The sequence below is a fragment of the Kribbella sp. NPDC048837 genome (genome assembly GCF_055586945.1).
The window spans coordinates 112614-128234 of record NZ_JBVJHF010000003.1 but is presented as its reverse complement, the minus strand read 5'-3'; the positions used below and the strand labels follow the sequence as shown (position 1 = coordinate 128234).

Here is a 15621-nt window from a genome sequence, read left to right as displayed (position 1 = left end):
TCTTGCTCCGTCGCTGCTCGGTGAGACGCTGACAAACACTGGTAACGGTTGACCATCGACGGCTACACATTCTTCGAAGGCATCACTGAGATCGCCCGTTGGGTTTGCGGCCTCCGACGGCGGGGCGGTCATTGGTGGAGGATTGCCAGCGCCTTCCATGTCACTATCACCCGACAGACCCCGTGCGCGTCCTCAACTGAGGTCTGTGACCGCGCCGACGACCAGTTGGCCCCCCGATGGACGCCGATCGCCTACGACAGCGACGGAACCACGGTCCGCAGGTCGTAGCGACCTTCAGGGCTTAGGCATCGTCCCTGCCTCAGCGGTGGGGGAAATTCGAGCTGATCGGCTGGCCTGAGTCTCGGCTCAGTTGGCCCGAACGTTGAGCCTCCGTGAAAGCCACTGATCGGTCAGGCGGCCGGTTTCGTACCACGCGTGGTTATCCACAGATTAGTCGGAGCCGCTGGAGCGGGATCGTTTCGGCCGCATCTTCCTTGTGACGAAAGGAAGTTCATGGACATGTCTGAAGCACGTGCTCGGGTCAGGAGCCTGGTGATGCAGGCTGAGGCGATTGTCGAGGCGATGGAGGCGAACGACGTCGGTGGTCGCTGGGCGATGACTGCGTTCAGTCGGTACCGAGCCTGTCAACTGCTCGGAGTGCCGCCGTACGAGCCAGACGACGGGGAGCTTGATGCTGATCCGGCCGAGCTGCTTGACCAGGCTGCACGAGAGGCCGATCAGTTCGAGGTATCGATTGATGACCTCAGTTGGCGTCTGGCTGTGGCCGATGCCTTGAGGTCGGCAGCTGTGGATATCCGGATGGGTCAGGATGCGCGTGACGTATGACGATCTCCTGTGGGTCGCGCGACGACACGCTGTGTCGGCATACAACTCGGCCGAGGCCGGGGCCGATGCGACGGATCTGGTCGCCGGGTGGCAGGCGACGCTGACAGCTGCTCGCCATCACTTCCGCTGGCTTCGGCTCGAGATGTCCACGGCCGACTTCACGGACACGGATGTCGACTGCGCCGCGGGGCCGCTATATGCGCTGGCGCAATCGCTTGGTGCCGGCGGCGATCTCCTGGCGAGCCAGAACGCGAGTACGTGCGTTGCGCTGGATAACCCGAGCTCTCTTACGGCGGCTCGATCGGAGGTCGCATCGATCACGGCGCTAGGGGCACGCGCGGCGCTCACGAGTCTTACGTCCCAGCGGATCCGGCCTGAAGCGACCCACGATCCACTCTTCCGCCACCTGGTCGAGGTCATCGCCGAACTCGAGTTCCTCCGCAGAGTCGACGTAGCGGACATCGGCTCCTTGCGGGGTCTCTCGACGACTCTGCCGGTCACGCCGGCCGACGAACCATCTCAGGTGATCCGACTGGCGGCGAGATGGCAGTCGGCCCACGAGGCGACGCCGGCGACCGGCGTACTGACGCGAGACCTTCGGTCGACGACAGCGCAGCTCCGGACGATGCTCGGCTACGCGTCGCCTCCACCTCCACTGCCCGCTGGATCTCTTCGCGCGCAACGAAAAGTCCATGCCAGCGGACGCATCATGGTCGCCGGACAGCGCATCAAGCTCGGGCCTCGCCACCGCGGCAAGATCGTCACCGTCGTCATCGAAGACACCCACCTCCGCATCCTCCACGACGAAGAAGAGATCGCAGTCCGCCCTCGCCGAAGCACCAAACCCATCACCCGGCTCCACGTCACCGCGGCCGGCGCCAACCTCGACGAACGTCAAGCATCTCCTGGCGACAAACCGTCAAGCATGTCCTGAGCCCATACATTGACACGTTCGACAACCCTCGCACTTGTAGAGCGGTGGTTGGTGTTCGGTCTCGTGGTCGCAACGGGCTTGCGAGAACGAGGTCTTGCTGCGCCATCACTGCTACCACTCAGACGGGCAGGTAGCTGACTCAGCCCCCTCCAGGTCACTTCATCAGCTTTGTTACAGGCTGGCAGCAGGTGCTCATCGGGTGTGGTCCGTGACAGTGGTCAGGCGCGTCGCGGAGCAAGCCGAGCAGTCCGCGTCGTGGCAGGCTTCGGGGCCATGCTGAGCCTCGGTGTTCCGTGACTGTTCCGTGGGACGTTGGCAACCAGTAGGAACGGATGGCAAATGCTGAGTGTCAAAACCGCAGGTCAGGGCCGGATTGGTGCGACCGACCGAAACCTCCCAGCGAGCACCGGGAAGATCTACACCATCTTCGAAGGCACCTCCGAGATCCAGCGTTTGGTCATCGCCCGAGCCATCTCCGGCATGCGGATCAGGTAGTACAGCCCACGCGTGCTGCGCAGGCGCTTGCCTCGTCGTTCCGCTCCTCGACGCACCTGCTACGCCCGCTCCCACCCACCCTCCGGCTTGTCGCCGGTGCATCCATGCCAGCTACCGCCGGCGACCTGCGCGCTGCCGCCCGCGGTTTGCGCGCTGCCGCGCGCCTCGACTACCCGGTGGTCACGCACGGACGGGATGTGCGAGCAGCCTCGCCCTGCCCCGGCCGTCTGCGGGCTGTGTTGACTGGATGAGCTTGCCGCGCGCCGCAGGTCTGTGGTCATTTGTCTCGTGCCAGCTCGCCGTTGACGTGTCTGGGGCACGCGCAGCTGACCGGCTTGGTGAGGTGGCCGGTCAGGCGCTCCCGGCTGGAACGGCGGAACGGACGCGGGGTGCAGGGGACTGGAGGAGCACGAGGGACGTCCCCTCAGCACGTCCGCTCCGCCGGCTTGGTGGCGATCAGGACCTCCTGGGTGCAGCCGCGCAGGTGGTCTCTGATTTCGGCTGGGTGCCCGAGTACAGCGAGGTGATGCAGTGTCGGCACGACGAGAGGTTGCCCGTCGGATTCCAGGAGCGATTCGAGGAGGTCGAAGGCCGCGCTGGGCGGTCCGGGCTCTTCGACGTACACCTTGGTCAGCTGAAGGCCGTGCTCAGCCGCGAACGCCTTCAGCCGTCGGTGGACCGTGAGGAGCTCGCCGGTGTTACGTACGAAGTGCATAGAGATGAATCCGAGGGCTGGAGTGGCCGGCATGTGCGTTCCTTGCAGCGCCTAGTTGCCGATCACGATCGTGATGCCGTTCGACTCGAGGCGCTGTCTGACCGATGACGGGTCGCCGGCTACCGCGAGGTGCTGGACATCGGGCGTGATGATCATCCGCTGTGCTTCCTGCATCACGACAGCGAGCAGATCGTGGAAGGCCTCTGGCGATGTCTCGATCTCCTCGACATGAATCGCCACGAGCTGCACACCACAAGTTTGAGCGGCTTCGACGATGAGCCTCCGAGCGTTCGCCAACTCCGTCTCGTTCATGAGGAAGTGCTTGCGGACGTAGCCGTACGCCCGCATGCCGTCGCCCCGCACATGGTGATCTGTGTCTGCAAGACTGCTGGTCATCTGTCTAGCCGCCATGTCATTCGTTACGGCCGGACAGGTCTCGGAGCAGATCGGTGAGCATTGCGATCGTCAGCCCCGCGGTCAGGCAGATCACGATGAACAGTGGCGTCGTCATGATGGCGTCCTTCGTTGGTTGTTGTAACGCTCTGTATTCACACCATGGCGCCGCGGCCGCGAATCTCACTACCGGCTGTGCTCATCGAGGCGACCTATCGGCGATGCCGATAGACGGATCGGATGCGCGCGGGCTAACTTCGCAGAGCCGCCTAGGGACAAGGAGTGACGATGACGGCACCGCAGCCGCTGCTCGACTCCTCGTGGTGGGATCGCCCGGAGCTGCGTCCTGTTCTGGCGTCACGGGACGTGGCGGGCATCTTCCGCTGGTTGCAGCGGCATGGCTGGAGCCGGCGCGCGGACATACCAATCCCAAGGCGAAGTGTCGGAGATCCTCAACGGCCGCCAGGTCAAGGCGTACGACGTCCTCGAGCGCATTGCCGACGCATTCGAGATCCCGCGCGGACGGATGGGACTCGCATACAGCTCAACGGGTCAAGGCGAGGGCGAGAGGCCCCGCGAGCTGACGAGCGACGATCGCAGAGACTTTGCTGGCGCGGTGGCGAGCGTGGCATTCGGTTCGGTGAACGACCAAGCTCGCAAGTGGCTGCCCGAGTTGCCGAACTGTGTGGCCGCTGTGCCGCCGGTGATCACCGAGACCGACGTCGAACAAGTGGTGTCGATGACCGCCGAGTTCCGGAAACTCGATCAGCGCTACGGCGGGGGAGCAGCGGTCGACGCAGCTCGCGGTTTCTACGGCTACGTACGGCGGATGATGCACTCCACCGCGGATCAGCGCACGCACCGGGACCTCAAGGTGTCCCTCGCGGACTTCAGCAGCATGCTCGGTTGGTCGTTCCATGACATCGGCGATCAAGCCGCGGCTCGACGCTTCCTGATGAACGCTCTTGTCCTGGCCAAGGACGCCGACGAGCCCTCGCTGGCCGCGTCGATCCTGTACCGGCTGGGCCGGGTGAGCATGCAAGAAGCCCAGCCTGTGGAGGCGTTGAAGATGCTGCAACTTGGCCAACTCGCCGCGCAGGACGCGGGCGATCCAGCTGAAGTCGCGAGACTGCACGCCAACGAAGCCTTGGCGTATGCGATGCTCGGCAAGCACGACCACGTCGTCGATGCTCTCGCTCGTGCAGAACACGAGATGGGCCGTGCCGACAGGCGCAGAGTCTCCCCGTGGACGACGCTGTACTTCACACCAGGCGATTACACCGGACATCAGGCACTGGTGTACAACTCGCTGTCGGCTTATGCGAAGGACGATGCACAAGCCCACGAGTACGCCGTACGCGCCGTCGGATTCGCACAGCAGGCAATCACCGAATCCGGTCCCGACAGGTCGCGCCGAAGCCGGACCTTCGATCGGATCATCTTGTCGACGAACCTCCTGCGTACCAACGAGCTGGACGTTGGCATCGACGTGGCTCGTGACGTCATCAGTGAAGCGCAGCATCTCCGCAGCGGCCGCGGTCTCAGCCGCCTCGCCGAAATCGGCACCGCAGCCTCACAACACTGCGACAACTCCGACGCCGTGGACCTGCTACACCAGCTCGAATCCGTCCGCACGACCGCGCCGAAGGCACTCACAGCATGACCAACCTGTCCCCGGAGCTCGACCAGCGGCTCAGGCACGCACTGAAGGGCATCTGCCAAGAAGCCGGCCTTCTCCCGGACGAAGCCGAACTCATCAAGTACACCAACAACGCCGTCTACCGACTTCCCAACCAAGGCGTGGTCGTTAGGTTCGGCGCGGGCGACCTGGCCAGCCAGCGGGCCGACCACGTCGCGCGAACCGCCATCTGGCTGGAGGACCACAACGCGCCCGCCGTCAGGCTCGCGCCAGGCCTAATCCAACCCGTCCTGTTCGAGAACTACTCGGCCACAATCTGGCAGCTCCTCGAAAGCAGCAACCCCGCGTGGACCGGAGCCGAGCTGGCAGCACCCTTGCTCGGCTGGCACAAACTCGAGCCGATGCCCGGCCTCAAGCCGTGGGACCCCTTCAGCAGCGCCCGCAGCCGCCTAGCAATGGCCGACGGTCTCACCGCCGACGACCATGCCTGGCTGACCCGGCAATGGGACAACATCGAATCCGACTACCGTGCCCTCACGCCCGACCTCCAGATGGGCCTCCTCCACGGCGACGCCTACATCGGCAACCTCCTGCGTGAACCCGCCGGCCGCTTCGTCCTCTGCGACTTCGACGGCACCAGCATCGGCCCCCTCGCCTACGACCTGGTCGTCGCCGCCGTCAGCGCCCTCCGCTTCGGCGCCACTCAAGATCATGAAGCCTTAGCCACCACCTACGGCCTAGACGTCACCACCCTCCCCGCCTGGCCAACCCTCCGCCGAATCCGAGAACTAGTCCTAGTCACCAGCGTCATCACCGACCTCCGCAACCGCCCCGACATCGCCAAGGTCCACGCGCACCGGCTGGCCACCCTCAGATCCGGCGCCAACGAACTGTGGCACCGCTACAAGTAGCAGGCGGTTCAGAAGAGGGTCGCGGCTGGCTCATCCGCCGCGTTGTCTGGCGTGGCCTTGCCCCCTGTGGCATCCAGCAGTTCGGCGAGCGTGAGCAGCTCGCGGCCGGGAGGCGACGCGAAATGGGAGAGGAGCCTGGCGCAGACGAGAGCGTCGTAGGTCGCGCGGTGCGGCATCAAGTCGGCTGGCAGGCCTCTGGCTAGGCCGAACGCGTCGACAAGGGCTCCGAGTTTGTAGGAGACCCGGCCGGGGAGCAGTCGCCGAGCGAGCTTGAGGGTGTCCAGGACGTGGTCGGGTTGGAAGCCTGGCAGCTCGCGGCCGAGCACGCCGAGATCGACGCTGGCGTTATGGGCGACAAGTACCTTGTCGCTCAGCGCGTGGCGCAGTTCACCTTCGATGTCGACAGCAGCCGATGCGTCTGCGAGCTGGTCGTCGGTGATCTTGTGGAAGCGTCGCGCCATCGGAGTGATCGGCCTAGGCGGACGAACCAGCCAGTTCTTCGCAGGGCCGATCGAGCCGTCCTTGATCGGGACAATCGACATCTCGACCAGGTCCGGGAGCCGCTGTCCGTTGCCCTCGACATCGACGACGACGTAGTCGAACGCCGTCCACGACTCCGTAGGTTGCTCCATGCTCGTCGTCTCCCTCCGATGTTCGTGCGGCCGCGCCGGTCGACGTGTACGGCGTCCTGCGCCGAGGGCGTGTCGAGCAACTCCAAGTCTGCCGCCGCCGGCGGTTCCGCGGTTGCATCCGAGCAGGGGCGCGTCGTGAGCGCCTAGTTGGCGTTAGCGCACAGCACCTGGCGGACCTTCAGCCACATCACAAGGCGCACGGCAGGAAGAGACCATCAAGACGCTGCCGCCGCGGAAGCCGACACCACTGGGCGTCATCGTCAGCGGCCACGATCCGATCGGCGACTTCGCGCAGACCATGATCCGGCAAGTAATCGCCATCAACAGCGAAGAGGCCGCTCATCTGCTCGACGACCTGGCGCGTCAGACCGACGACATCTGGCTCCACTCAGTCCGCAGCCGGGAGCTGCGCCCCGCAATAGCAGTCGGCCGTCATTCCTCGGTCAGAACGGCCTACTGGAGGGACGGATCAGAGTACAGCCTTGCCATAACCTCAGAACGCTGCTATTCCCGTTGCGTGTCTAAAGTAACAATGTCACCGATAAATGGCGACGGGCTGGACGACAGCGACTGGAGGCTCAACACTAAGGTGCTTGGCTGTCTCGACCCAACTTTGAGAGAGCGTGCTTTTCTCGATGAGTCCCTCCAACCACTCAATCACTTCTGGCGACAATCCACCAGTTCTATACTGGCTTGTCAATTTCTGTTCTAGCCTGCCGAGGACCCGCACCTCACCGGCCAGTTGGACAGGGCTGGTGACCAGTAGATGGTCCCTGTCTAGGTGAGCAACAAACTTGTAGTCCGGCGACCCAATCAAAGGTGCAATTACTTCCAGCTTCGGAAGAGCTTCAGTTCCATCTAGCAACGACAGAACCCGTTGCATGAGAGTTGATACTGATCGACGTCTTGTAGTGACTTGTCCGGACGGCTCGACAGTTGCCAACTCATGCCGATGCGACAAGGACTGGGTAGACGAGATCGGTCGGGCATCATATCTTAGTCTTGTCAAGATGTCCGCCAACCATTTGCGCCTGACAATGAGTATTTCGACAGTCTTTGCAACAGTCGACAGAGTGGCTGTAGCTCTGATGTCTATAAACTCACCCGGTTCAAGCCGTTCCCAGATTTCAGCGTCAGCGGTGGAAAGTTCACGAATTTTAGACTGATCCGTCAAGAGGCTGTAGAGCTGGCCAAACCGTACGGCGTCTGTTCGCTCTACTATACGCTGAATTTCTTCACGTTTGCCTTTCTCCCTCTCGCCACCGCCCTTCATGGAAAAGAACTGAAACCCAACACCGGCCTCACCTTTAACCCGTCGCGATCGATTTTCCTCTGTCGTTCTGATCTCCGAATCGTACGAGCCACCTTCCATCTGCGACAGAGAATCGGTAACCAAAGGAATGTCTAGATAAAGGAATTGCCGGATTGGCGAATCCGAAGGCTTCATGGGCTCGCTCGCTCCCTCCTCTGTGCCAACCTGAATCGTTTGCGGGTGGAGACCCGAGTCTCGAGTGCCCCGCGCAATCGATCCGACGCATGGCAACTGCCAAGTTGGTTGGATCCTTAATTAGCGGTCCGTCAATTCCCGAGCCATGTACGCCCGTGTGGCCCGCCATAAGTCAGCCCGTAACTGACGGTCGATCCAATCACTACTCTCGGTTCAAGGTCTCGAACCTTGCCGGCGACTCGCAATAGACCGTCGGATCCAACGTCAGACCACCAGATCCGCGAACCTTGCCCAGTTGAAAGACATCCCGCGGTGCACTCATCGCGCACCTCCCCGGGTCGGCTAGGCAACCCATGCTCCACTGTCCTCCCCGCGGGCAGCCTTGGGAACCCCTGACAAGGGAGCCCGAAAGTGCTAAACGGACTGCGCAGCAGCGTCCTTGGGCGGAGGTCGTCAGGCCGAGTCTGCGCTGGGCAAACCAACCGGATCACCAAGACCACGCGAGCTCGGGCCAACGACGATGCGCCATACGGCGTTCCAAACCGGCTCTTCACAATGCAAAGTGGCTTCGGTGGCGCTGATGCGCCGATTGTCGTCGGACTCGCGCAGAAACCCGCCCTGCAAGGCGTTCGGGGAGGTTGGGCGCGTGATTTGGACCGTGGCGGCTGCTGTGGTTCCTTGCCGACTCGGGGCTGCGGGGACGGGTGACCGCGGCCACCAACAAGGCCGGGGCCTACAACAGGTTCTCCGCCTGGACTCCGGTTCGGCAACCATGGCGTGATCGCCGAGAGCGACCCGGCCGAGGAGGAGAGTCGGTCAAATCGAACTCGGTGCTGTGCAACGTGATCGTGTTCCACAGCACGATCGACATGATGGAGGTCATCCGGCAGTTGGCTGCCGGGGGGTGGCAGGTGACCGCTGAGGATCTGGCGCAGCTCTCCCCCTACCTGACCTTCCACATCGTCCGGTTCGGCGCCTACGCAACCGACGAACTCCACATCCCGCCGGACGTGTTCGACTGGAGGGCTGAGAATCCTCCATCGCTCATGCAGCACGTGTAACCCACGCGAATGGCCGCGGCCGGGTGCTCGTCGGGGGAGCGGTGCGGGCTCGATGCTGGCGGCGGCGTGGGTGGACTGTCCCGGCGCGCGATGTCGGTTGGTATCGGCGATGCTGTGGGTATGGAGTACGTGTCCAGAGTGCCGCGACCGCCGCTGGACGGGCTGATCGACGACCTTTACTACCTGGAGGGTGCGCCGCCGTACGACCGGCTGACGCTGCCGCCGATGCCCGGGGCGCTGCTTGTCGTCAACCTCGGGGCGCCGTTCCGCATCCGCGCCGGCACCGACGTCGAGACGGCCGAGTACGCCGACGGCTGCGTGGTCACCATGCCCACCCGCGCGTTCGAGTTCGGCTACCCGCGCCGGACCCGGTCCGTCGGCGTGCACGTCAAGCCGTGGGGGCTGGCGCCGTTCCTGCCGATGCCCGCGGCCGAGTTGTGTGACCGGCCGGTGACGATAGAGGAGGTTTGGGGCCGGCCTGCGGTTGCGGAGCTGCGGGACCGGCTGGCCACGGCGGACGGACCGCACGAGATGCTGACGCTGCTCGAGGAGGAGCTGATGCGACGACTGTGCGAGACCGCCGGGTTGGGGCTGGTTCGCCATACAAGCAGTGTCATCGCGGCGACCAGCGGGGCGGTGGCGATCGGCGAGCTGAGCGTGGCAGCCGGTGTCAGTACCACTCATCTGGCACAGCGGTTCAAGGAGCTCGTCGGTGTCACGCCGAAGCGGCTGGCCCGTACCTGGCGCTTCGCCGCCATCGTGTTGGCGATCAACCCCGCCGAACCGATCGACTGGGGTGACCTCGCCGCCGGCGCAGGCTACTTCGACCAGGCCCACTTCGGCCACGAGTTCCGGGCGTTCACCGGGCTCACGCCGACCCGGTACGTCGAAGTCCGGCGGCGGTTCCTGCGCGAACATCCGGGCCACGCGCTGGACGGCTGGCCGCTGCCGGCCGATTGATTTCTTACAAGAGCGACAGCTCACGACACGCTAATTTGGGGGCACCCCAAGCAAAGGAGAGCCCCGTGGGCAAGGTGGTCATGTACAGCTCGGTGTCGGCGGACGGCTTCATCGCGGACGAGAATGACCAGCCCGGACCGCTGTTCGACTGGTTGACCAGCGGTGATGTCCCGTTGGACGAGAGCGGCGTGCTGAAGGTGTCGCAGGTGTCCTACGACTACACCCGGGCGTACTGGGACCAGATCGGGGTGACAGTCGCCGGCCGCCACGTCTTCGACATGACGGACGGCTGGGACGGGAAGCCTCCGGCCGGGATCGACCACGTGGTCGTCGTGACGCACCGGCCGAAGCCCGAGGGCTGGGACCCCGAGGCGCCGTTTCACTTCGTCGACGGCGTCGAGGCAGCCGTGGCCAAGGCGCAGGAGCTTGCCGGTGACCGCATAGTCGAGGTTGCCGCCGGCGACGTCGGTGGCCAGGTGCTTGCCGCGGGTCTGGTCGACGAGGTGCGCATGGATGTCGTACCCGTCGTGTTCGGGTCCGGCAAGCGCTACTTCGGGTCGGTCGAGGCGCAGCACCTGTTGGAGGATCCTGACGTGGTGATTCAGGGCAACCGGGTGCTTCACCTGCGCTATCAAGTGCGCCGTTGACCGATCTGAGCGGGTACGCGAAGAAGTCCACTGCGAACGGTGACACAAGATCGGGCCTCCAGCTGCGTTTTGCGCAGTGCTGTCCCTGGTCGGGCAGCCGACGCCGATCCGCCCCAGCACCTCACCTGCGGCAAGTTCAACTCAAGATCACTGGTTTCCGGTTTCCGTCGTCGGTGAGCAGGTATTGAAACTACTGATCGATCACCGCCACGACCTGGCTGCCCGGGGTTGACTGGTCCTGCTGGCGGCTGCAGTTACATCCCACGGATGAGGCGGTCGCCGAGGTCTGAGCGGCGGTAGAGGACTGAGCGGCCGTGGCGGGCCGAGATCAGGAGGCCGGCCGCGCGCAGTGCGCGGAGGTGCTGGTTGACCGCGGTTGGTGTGACGTCCAGGCGTACGGCGAGTTCGGTCGATGACGTCGGCGTTTCGAGGAGGCCTAGTAGCCGGGCTCGGACTCGGCCGATCAGGCCAATGAGGGCCGTTGGCGGCGTGGTTGTTTCGGTCTGCCAGAGTGTTCCGAGGCCGCGTGCCGGGTAGATGAGGTGCGGCGGCTCGTCGGGGGAGATCGGCACCGACCCGCGTCGGCTGAAGAGCGAGGGAGTCAGCGTCAGTCCGCGGCCGGCGGTCGAGGTTCGGTAGGAGAGGTCGCTGCGCAGACGTATCCGGAGGACGGTGCCGTCGAGGCGGACGTGCGGGTCGACGTCGGCGAACATCGCCGCGAGACCGGCGTGTGCCATGACTCGGCCGCGGTAGACGACGTCGGCCTCGAGCACTGTCCGCATCCGGGCCCAGTGCGGCTCGAAACAGGCCTCCCAGTAGTCCCGCAATGCCGCGAGTACGCGGCGGAGCACCCTGGCCGGTCGACCTTGAAGCACCGGCGGCAGCGTGGCCGGATGGATCTCGGCCAGGTCCGCGCGTACGACGCCGGTTGGGGTGTCTGTCAGAGTCGACAGCTCGTCCTCGATCCTTCCGAGCGGACTGTAGGGCCGTGGGGTGAGGAAGTCCGGCGTCCACAGCGACTCGTTCGTCAGGGCGCGGAGCAGATCCAGATCGAGCTCGGTACGCGCCGGCTCGGTGGCCCGCAGCCAGGGCAGTTGCAGTGGGAACCGGCCTGGGTCGCGCAGGGTCCGTAGGGACAGGACCAACTCATGCAGTGGTGAGATCGCGAACCGCACCTCGCCGAGATCGTTGCCCGCGAGCTCGTACTCGATCATGAAGCAATACGCTACATCGCTGGTACCGTCGGCATCCGGATGCGACAACTGTCGCGTGCCTGAGCTCCTCCGCGATCCGATCGAACGCGCGCTCGCCTCCGCCGTGGCAGCGCTGTCGCTGTCTCGTGGCATGTTCTTCGCCGTCAGCGCGCTCTACTTCACCCGCGGAGTCGGGCTGTCCCCAGCCATCGTCGGGATCGGGCTGACCGCTGCCGGAGGGGTCGGCGTGCTGGCGTCGTACGTCGGTGGGCGGCTGAGCGACCGATACGGTGCAGATCGGCTCCAGCAATGGACGCTGGCCGCGAACGGAGCCTCACTGCTGGCGTATGCCCTCGCCAGCAACGTTGTCAGCTTCGTCCTGATCGCGGCTTGCGTCTCGGCCACGCGCGGTCTGCAGAGCACCGCTCAGGTGACATTGCTTGCCCGGTGGTACGTCGGCCCGGAGCGGGTCACTGTCCGCGCCAGGCTGCGTGTGGTGATGAACGTCTTCATCGGCGGCGGCAGTCTGCTCGCGGGACTGGCCCTGATGGTCGACACGACCTCGGCGTACCGCCTGACAGTGGTTCTCGTCGGCGCGGTCACGATGCTCGGCACACTGCCACTGATCGGTCTGCGTCGCAGGGTCGCCGGGCTGACGGCTCGTATGCATGCTTCCGACGGCGCCGCGACATCCGTGAGTGGACGCTCCCCGTTGCGCGATCGTACGTACGTCGCGTCGACGATCCTCAACGCCGTGCTCGCGATCCAGTTCGGACTGACGTCGGTCGGGATACCGCTGTGGGTCGCAGACCACACCGATGCCCCGACGGTCGTCGTATCAGCGCTACTGCTGGTCAACACCACTTATGTGGCTCTCTTCCAAGTCCGCGCCTCCCGCGGTGCAGACAACCTGCGCACCGCCGGGCGGTCGGTACGACGCGCGGGTCTGTTCCTGCTTGTCGCCTGCCTGCTCTTCGCAATCGCGGGGTACCTCGGCGCCGCGGCGGCAACCGCTGTTCTGCTCCTCGCCGCGCTCGCCGCCTCGGCAGCCGAGACACAGGGGGAGGCCGGAGGCTGGACCATGGCCTTCGAACTCGCCGACCCCGCTCGGGCGGGCGCCTACCAAGGGCTCAGTCAAACCGGCTACGCACTCGCCCTGATGCTCAGCCCATCCGTCGTCACCACGAGCGCGATCGACCACGGCACGCCAGGCTGGATCGCGCTCGGCGTACTCTTCGCGGCCACCGGCACCACAACCGCGGTGCTCGCTAACCACGCAGCCTCGCGCAGGAACCATCGCCCCACACCCGTCGGCGGCACTCCTGTGGCGTGATACGCGGCGCGTGAACTCGGCGAACAGCGCGGTGTCAGCGGCGGTTGATCTGGCTGGTGATCGTGGGGTCTTTGATGGTGGTGTCGTTTGCCAGGAGGAAGGCCTTGCTGAGGATCAGGCTGAGGACGGGGTCGTCGTCGAAGGGGAGGAAGAGCTTGCCGGCCTGGGGGTTGCGGGCGGCGACGATGCAGAGGTACTGGTCGTTCGGTGACATGAGGATGTTGCCGCTTCCGAGATGGATGCGGTAGGTGCGGAGGTCGCCCCGCACCCTGAGGTATCGGTCCTCGAGTTCACAGCGGTCGGCGATGGCAAGACGCGGTACGAGTTGTTCGAGGACGTCGCGGCGGATCGCGCCGGCAGCGGACAGTTCGCCGAAGCCGTAGGTATGCCAGTACGTCTCGAAGCGGCGCTCTGCACCGCGGTCGAGCCACTGCGGATCGGCTCCGATCGAGGTCACCCCGACGAACAGGTCGACGTCGCGCATCGCTTCGGTGAGGACGAGTGGCGGAACGTCGGCGAGTTCGATCGAGTCGTCGCTGTGGATATCGACGAATCGCACCTGATCGCTGGTGCAGTATGGATAGAGATCGCTCGCGGTCGGATGGTGATCGAGGATCGGATCGAAGAAGAATTCGGCACGGATCCCGGCGGTGTCGAAGGTTCGCCGGGCGACTCCGTGGTCGATGCCGTCGTCCCACCACGCGACGGCGACCGGTGTCCACCCACGCCCCTTCATCAAGGCGCGAGCCTGGACCTGCCCGAAGATGTGGCCGGCGAAGCGGTTCGAGTACACGCGGGTCTGCTCCTCGGCGGGCGTGAGCACGTAGAGCTCGCGGAACGCTTGCTTGAGTGGCTGAACGACCTGGTGCTCGAGCAGATGGGCTCGCCAGGAGCGAACCTCGTCAGCGATCGCGTGGATCGGGTGCCAGAGCCGCACCTCCGCATCGAGCGGGATCGCGACCTGCCGGCCGGAGCTGGTGACCGCGGTCGCGGCATCGCGTGGGATTCCGACGACGCTGTGTCCCTGCGGTGTGGTGAACGCCCAGATCAGCGTGCGTGTCAGTCGGCCGGTGATCGGATGGTCCAGGTACCAGGTGCGCCACTCGTCGAGCGGCCAGCGACGGTCGAGGGACATCAGGCCATCGAGCCGCAGGCGCTCGCCGGCGATCGTCTTGCGAATCGCCTTGAGGTCGCCGCGGATCGCAGCAAGCGTTTCGGCATCAGTCTGCTTCACATCCGCCGGAACCGACTTTCGCAGCTTCTGGTTCTCATCGAGGTAGACAAGTGATGCCGTTCGTGCGTCCACGACGATCAAGGCGGACCCCCGCGACAGCAATACGCGACGTTCGCCGTCCTTGTCGAGATCATGTGTTTCGACGGCGCGTTCCAGCAGTTTCTCGCGTGTCATTCCCTGCGCGGCGGCCAGCGCGTCGATGGCCTTACGGATCTGTTTCAGCAGCGTCCCGTGCCGAACGGAACGCTCGAGCGCGAGCAATTCGGTGATCGACGCCGGGGCGCCGATATCGGCCATCGCCTGCGCTGATCCGTTGGCGAGTCGGAGGCTTCGTGGATTGCCGAACTGGCCTCCGATCACGGTCACACTTTTGATGGCAAGGCGCCGCAGTTGCGGCAGGAGCGCCGGATCCCCGAGCAGTCCCGCGATCGCGACAACTCCACACAGGAAGGACTCGTTGCCTGGGCGGGCGTAGCGCGTGACGGTGTAGGGCCGATCGCCGCGGCTGTACTCCGTGCTGGTCTCGGCCGCGTCGAGGGCAGCATCGAGGAGCGCACCGACCAGAGCCGCGGGCCGGGACAACTGGCCGCGAACGTGGCCGGCCTCGGCGAGCCACTTCTTCGAAGGCCGGCCGCCGGCGGGATACGCCGCAAGGAGATCGAGCGCCGCCGCACGCGTGCCGATCGATTCGTCGGCCGCCTCGAACGCGGCGCGTAGCCGAGGGCCGATGTCATCGCCCTCGTCGATCAAGTCGACGCGGATCCCCTCACTGGGGCCGACGAGTTTGCGCAGCCTGGTCGCGGTGGCTGCGTCTCGGATTCCCTCCGCCGCACGCCCGAGCAGCGGTTTCAGCCGGTCCTTGTCCGCGCCGGGCAGCGCGGGGTAGGCGTGTTCGATGTGGCGGCTCATCAGGCGGAGGCACTCGCCGTACCACCACCACTGCGGCTGCTCGAGCTGCGCGAGAGGCAGAATCAGCAACTGCTCGATGTGCTCGGCCGACAGCTCAACGCGCTTCCGCGCGATCACCGACAACAACTCGACGCAGCGATAGCTGTCTATTCGGTCAAAGATGCTGAGAATGCACTCCCGCCGAAGCGCATCCGAGCCCTGCAGGATCGCTTGAACCTGCGGAAGCGCCCGAGATTCCCGCCCGGGCGTCCACGACTGACCGTTGAGCGCCT

The 15621-nt window shown here is 65.0% G+C and carries 16 protein-coding genes; 9 read left to right on the top strand and 7 right to left on the bottom strand.

Annotation, left to right across the window (positions count from 1 at the left end):
* Positions 1 to 513: 513 nt before the first annotated feature.
* From ACZ6O0_RS16245 to ACZ6O0_RS16235, 3 genes are all read left to right on the top strand, one after another.
* Positions 514 to 846, top strand: coding sequence for a hypothetical protein (locus ACZ6O0_RS16245; protein WP_465765715.1), 333 nt, complete (start codon positions 514 to 516; stop codon positions 844 to 846).
* Positions 836 to 1780: a hypothetical protein gene (locus tag ACZ6O0_RS16240; RefSeq protein ID WP_465765714.1), complete on the top strand. Its 945-nt coding sequence runs from the start codon at positions 836 to 838 to the stop codon at positions 1778 to 1780. Before ACZ6O0_RS16245 ends, ACZ6O0_RS16240 begins: the two co-directional genes overlap by 11 nt.
* Positions 1781 to 2119: 339 nt before the next feature.
* Entirely contained in the window at positions 2120 to 2275 is a 156-nt protein-coding gene (locus tag ACZ6O0_RS16235; protein WP_465765713.1) for a hypothetical protein, read from the top strand.
* Positions 2276 to 2699: 424 nt separating this feature from the next.
* Here ACZ6O0_RS16235 and ACZ6O0_RS16230 read toward each other — a convergent pair whose 3' ends face one another.
* Together ACZ6O0_RS16230 and ACZ6O0_RS16225 are read right to left on the bottom strand one after the other, a co-directional pair.
* Positions 2700 to 2990, bottom strand: a complete 291-nt coding sequence (locus ACZ6O0_RS16230) for a hypothetical protein (RefSeq protein WP_465765712.1) — start codon at positions 2988 to 2990, stop codon at positions 2700 to 2702.
* A gap of 51 nt (positions 2991 to 3041) precedes the next feature.
* Positions 3042 to 3302 carry a hypothetical protein gene (locus tag ACZ6O0_RS16225; protein ID WP_465765711.1) on the bottom strand — a complete coding sequence of 87 codons (261 nt, stop codon included), beginning with the start codon at positions 3300 to 3302 and terminating at the stop codon, positions 3042 to 3044.
* Positions 3303 to 3822: 520 nt separating this feature from the next.
* On the opposite strand from ACZ6O0_RS16225, the gene ACZ6O0_RS16220 reads away from it, so the two are divergent.
* The gene (locus ACZ6O0_RS16220) at positions 3823 to 5046 is read left to right on the top strand and encodes a hypothetical protein (RefSeq protein WP_465765710.1); all 1224 of its coding nucleotides are present in this window, start codon (positions 3823 to 3825) and stop codon (positions 5044 to 5046) included.
* Entirely contained in the window at positions 5043 to 5933 is an 891-nt protein-coding gene (locus tag ACZ6O0_RS16215) for a phosphotransferase (protein WP_465765709.1), read from the top strand. The genes ACZ6O0_RS16220 and ACZ6O0_RS16215 overlap by 4 nt, the downstream gene beginning before the upstream one ends.
* An 8-nt stretch (positions 5934 to 5941) precedes the next feature.
* On the opposite strand, the gene ACZ6O0_RS16210 is transcribed toward ACZ6O0_RS16215, so the two are convergent.
* The 3 genes from ACZ6O0_RS16210 to ACZ6O0_RS16200 all read right to left on the bottom strand — a co-directional run bounded on the left by ACZ6O0_RS16210 (position 5942) and on the right by ACZ6O0_RS16200 (position 8012).
* Positions 5942 to 6565 carry a 3'-5' exonuclease gene (locus tag ACZ6O0_RS16210; protein WP_465765708.1) on the bottom strand — a complete coding sequence of 208 codons (624 nt, stop codon included), beginning with the start codon at positions 6563 to 6565 and terminating at the stop codon, positions 5942 to 5944.
* Between the two features lie 187 nt (positions 6566 to 6752).
* Positions 6753 to 6953 (bottom strand): hypothetical protein, encoded by a 201-nt coding sequence (locus ACZ6O0_RS16205; RefSeq protein ID WP_465765707.1) that lies wholly within the window; start codon positions 6951 to 6953, stop codon positions 6753 to 6755.
* A gap of 147 nt (positions 6954 to 7100) precedes the next feature.
* Complete coding sequence (locus tag ACZ6O0_RS16200; protein ID WP_465765706.1) at positions 7101 to 8012, bottom strand: DUF6414 family protein; 912 nt, start codon at positions 8010 to 8012, stop codon at positions 7101 to 7103.
* 665 nt (positions 8013 to 8677) lie between these two features.
* On the opposite strand from ACZ6O0_RS16200, the gene ACZ6O0_RS16195 reads away from it, so the two are divergent.
* The 3 genes from ACZ6O0_RS16195 (at position 8678) to ACZ6O0_RS16185 (ending at position 10680) form a co-directional block, all read left to right on the top strand.
* Positions 8678 to 9073, top strand: coding sequence for a Tn3 family transposase (locus ACZ6O0_RS16195; protein WP_465766416.1), 396 nt, complete (start codon positions 8678 to 8680; stop codon positions 9071 to 9073).
* A gap of 120 nt (positions 9074 to 9193) precedes the next feature.
* Positions 9194 to 10033 (top strand): helix-turn-helix domain-containing protein, encoded by an 840-nt coding sequence (locus ACZ6O0_RS16190; protein WP_465765705.1) that lies wholly within the window; start codon positions 9194 to 9196, stop codon positions 10031 to 10033.
* A gap of 65 nt (positions 10034 to 10098) precedes the next feature.
* Entirely contained in the window at positions 10099 to 10680 is a 582-nt protein-coding gene (locus tag ACZ6O0_RS16185; protein WP_465765704.1) for a dihydrofolate reductase family protein, read from the top strand.
* Positions 10681 to 10934: 254 nt separating this feature from the next.
* Here the strand turns inward: ACZ6O0_RS16185 and ACZ6O0_RS16180 are convergent, their stop codons facing one another.
* Positions 10935 to 11894, bottom strand: coding sequence for an ArsR/SmtB family transcription factor (locus ACZ6O0_RS16180; protein WP_465765703.1), 960 nt, complete (start codon positions 11892 to 11894; stop codon positions 10935 to 10937).
* Positions 11895 to 11949: 55 nt separating this feature from the next.
* On the opposite strand from ACZ6O0_RS16180, the gene ACZ6O0_RS16175 reads away from it, so the two are divergent.
* Positions 11950 to 13206, top strand: a complete 1257-nt coding sequence (locus ACZ6O0_RS16175) for an MFS transporter (RefSeq protein WP_465765702.1) — start codon at positions 11950 to 11952, stop codon at positions 13204 to 13206.
* 34 nt (positions 13207 to 13240) lie between these two features.
* On the opposite strand, the gene ACZ6O0_RS16170 is transcribed toward ACZ6O0_RS16175, so the two are convergent.
* Positions 13241 to 15466: a DUF4132 domain-containing protein gene (locus ACZ6O0_RS16170; protein WP_465765701.1), complete on the bottom strand. Its 2226-nt coding sequence runs from the start codon at positions 15464 to 15466 to the stop codon at positions 13241 to 13243.
* Positions 15467 to 15621 lie beyond the last annotated feature (155 nt).

Excerpts from the sequence above, each read along its gene's own strand:
- ACZ6O0_RS16215 (WP_465765709.1), top strand. The coding sequence starts at position 5,043 with ATGACCAACCTGTCCCCGGAGCTCGACCAGCGGCTCAGGCACGCACTG.
- ACZ6O0_RS16180 (WP_465765703.1), bottom strand. The coding sequence starts at position 11,894 with ATGATCGAGTACGAGCTCGCGGGCAACGATCTCGGCGAGGTGCGGTTC.
- ACZ6O0_RS16245 (WP_465765715.1), top strand. The coding sequence starts at position 514 with ATGGACATGTCTGAAGCACGTGCTCGGGTCAGGAGCCTGGTGATGCAG.
- ACZ6O0_RS16230 (WP_465765712.1), bottom strand. The coding sequence starts at position 2,990 with ATGCACTTCGTACGTAACACCGGCGAGCTCCTCACGGTCCACCGACGG.
- ACZ6O0_RS16235 (WP_465765713.1), top strand. The coding sequence starts at position 2,120 with ATGCTGAGTGTCAAAACCGCAGGTCAGGGCCGGATTGGTGCGACCGAC.
- ACZ6O0_RS16210 (WP_465765708.1), bottom strand. The coding sequence starts at position 6,565 with ATGGAGCAACCTACGGAGTCGTGGACGGCGTTCGACTACGTCGTCGTC.
- ACZ6O0_RS16200 (WP_465765706.1), bottom strand. The coding sequence starts at position 8,012 with ATGAAGCCTTCGGATTCGCCAATCCGGCAATTCCTTTATCTAGACATT.
- ACZ6O0_RS16225 (WP_465765711.1), bottom strand. The coding sequence starts at position 3,302 with ATGAACGAGACGGAGTTGGCGAACGCTCGGAGGCTCATCGTCGAAGCC.
- ACZ6O0_RS16190 (WP_465765705.1), top strand. The coding sequence starts at position 9,194 with ATGGAGTACGTGTCCAGAGTGCCGCGACCGCCGCTGGACGGGCTGATC.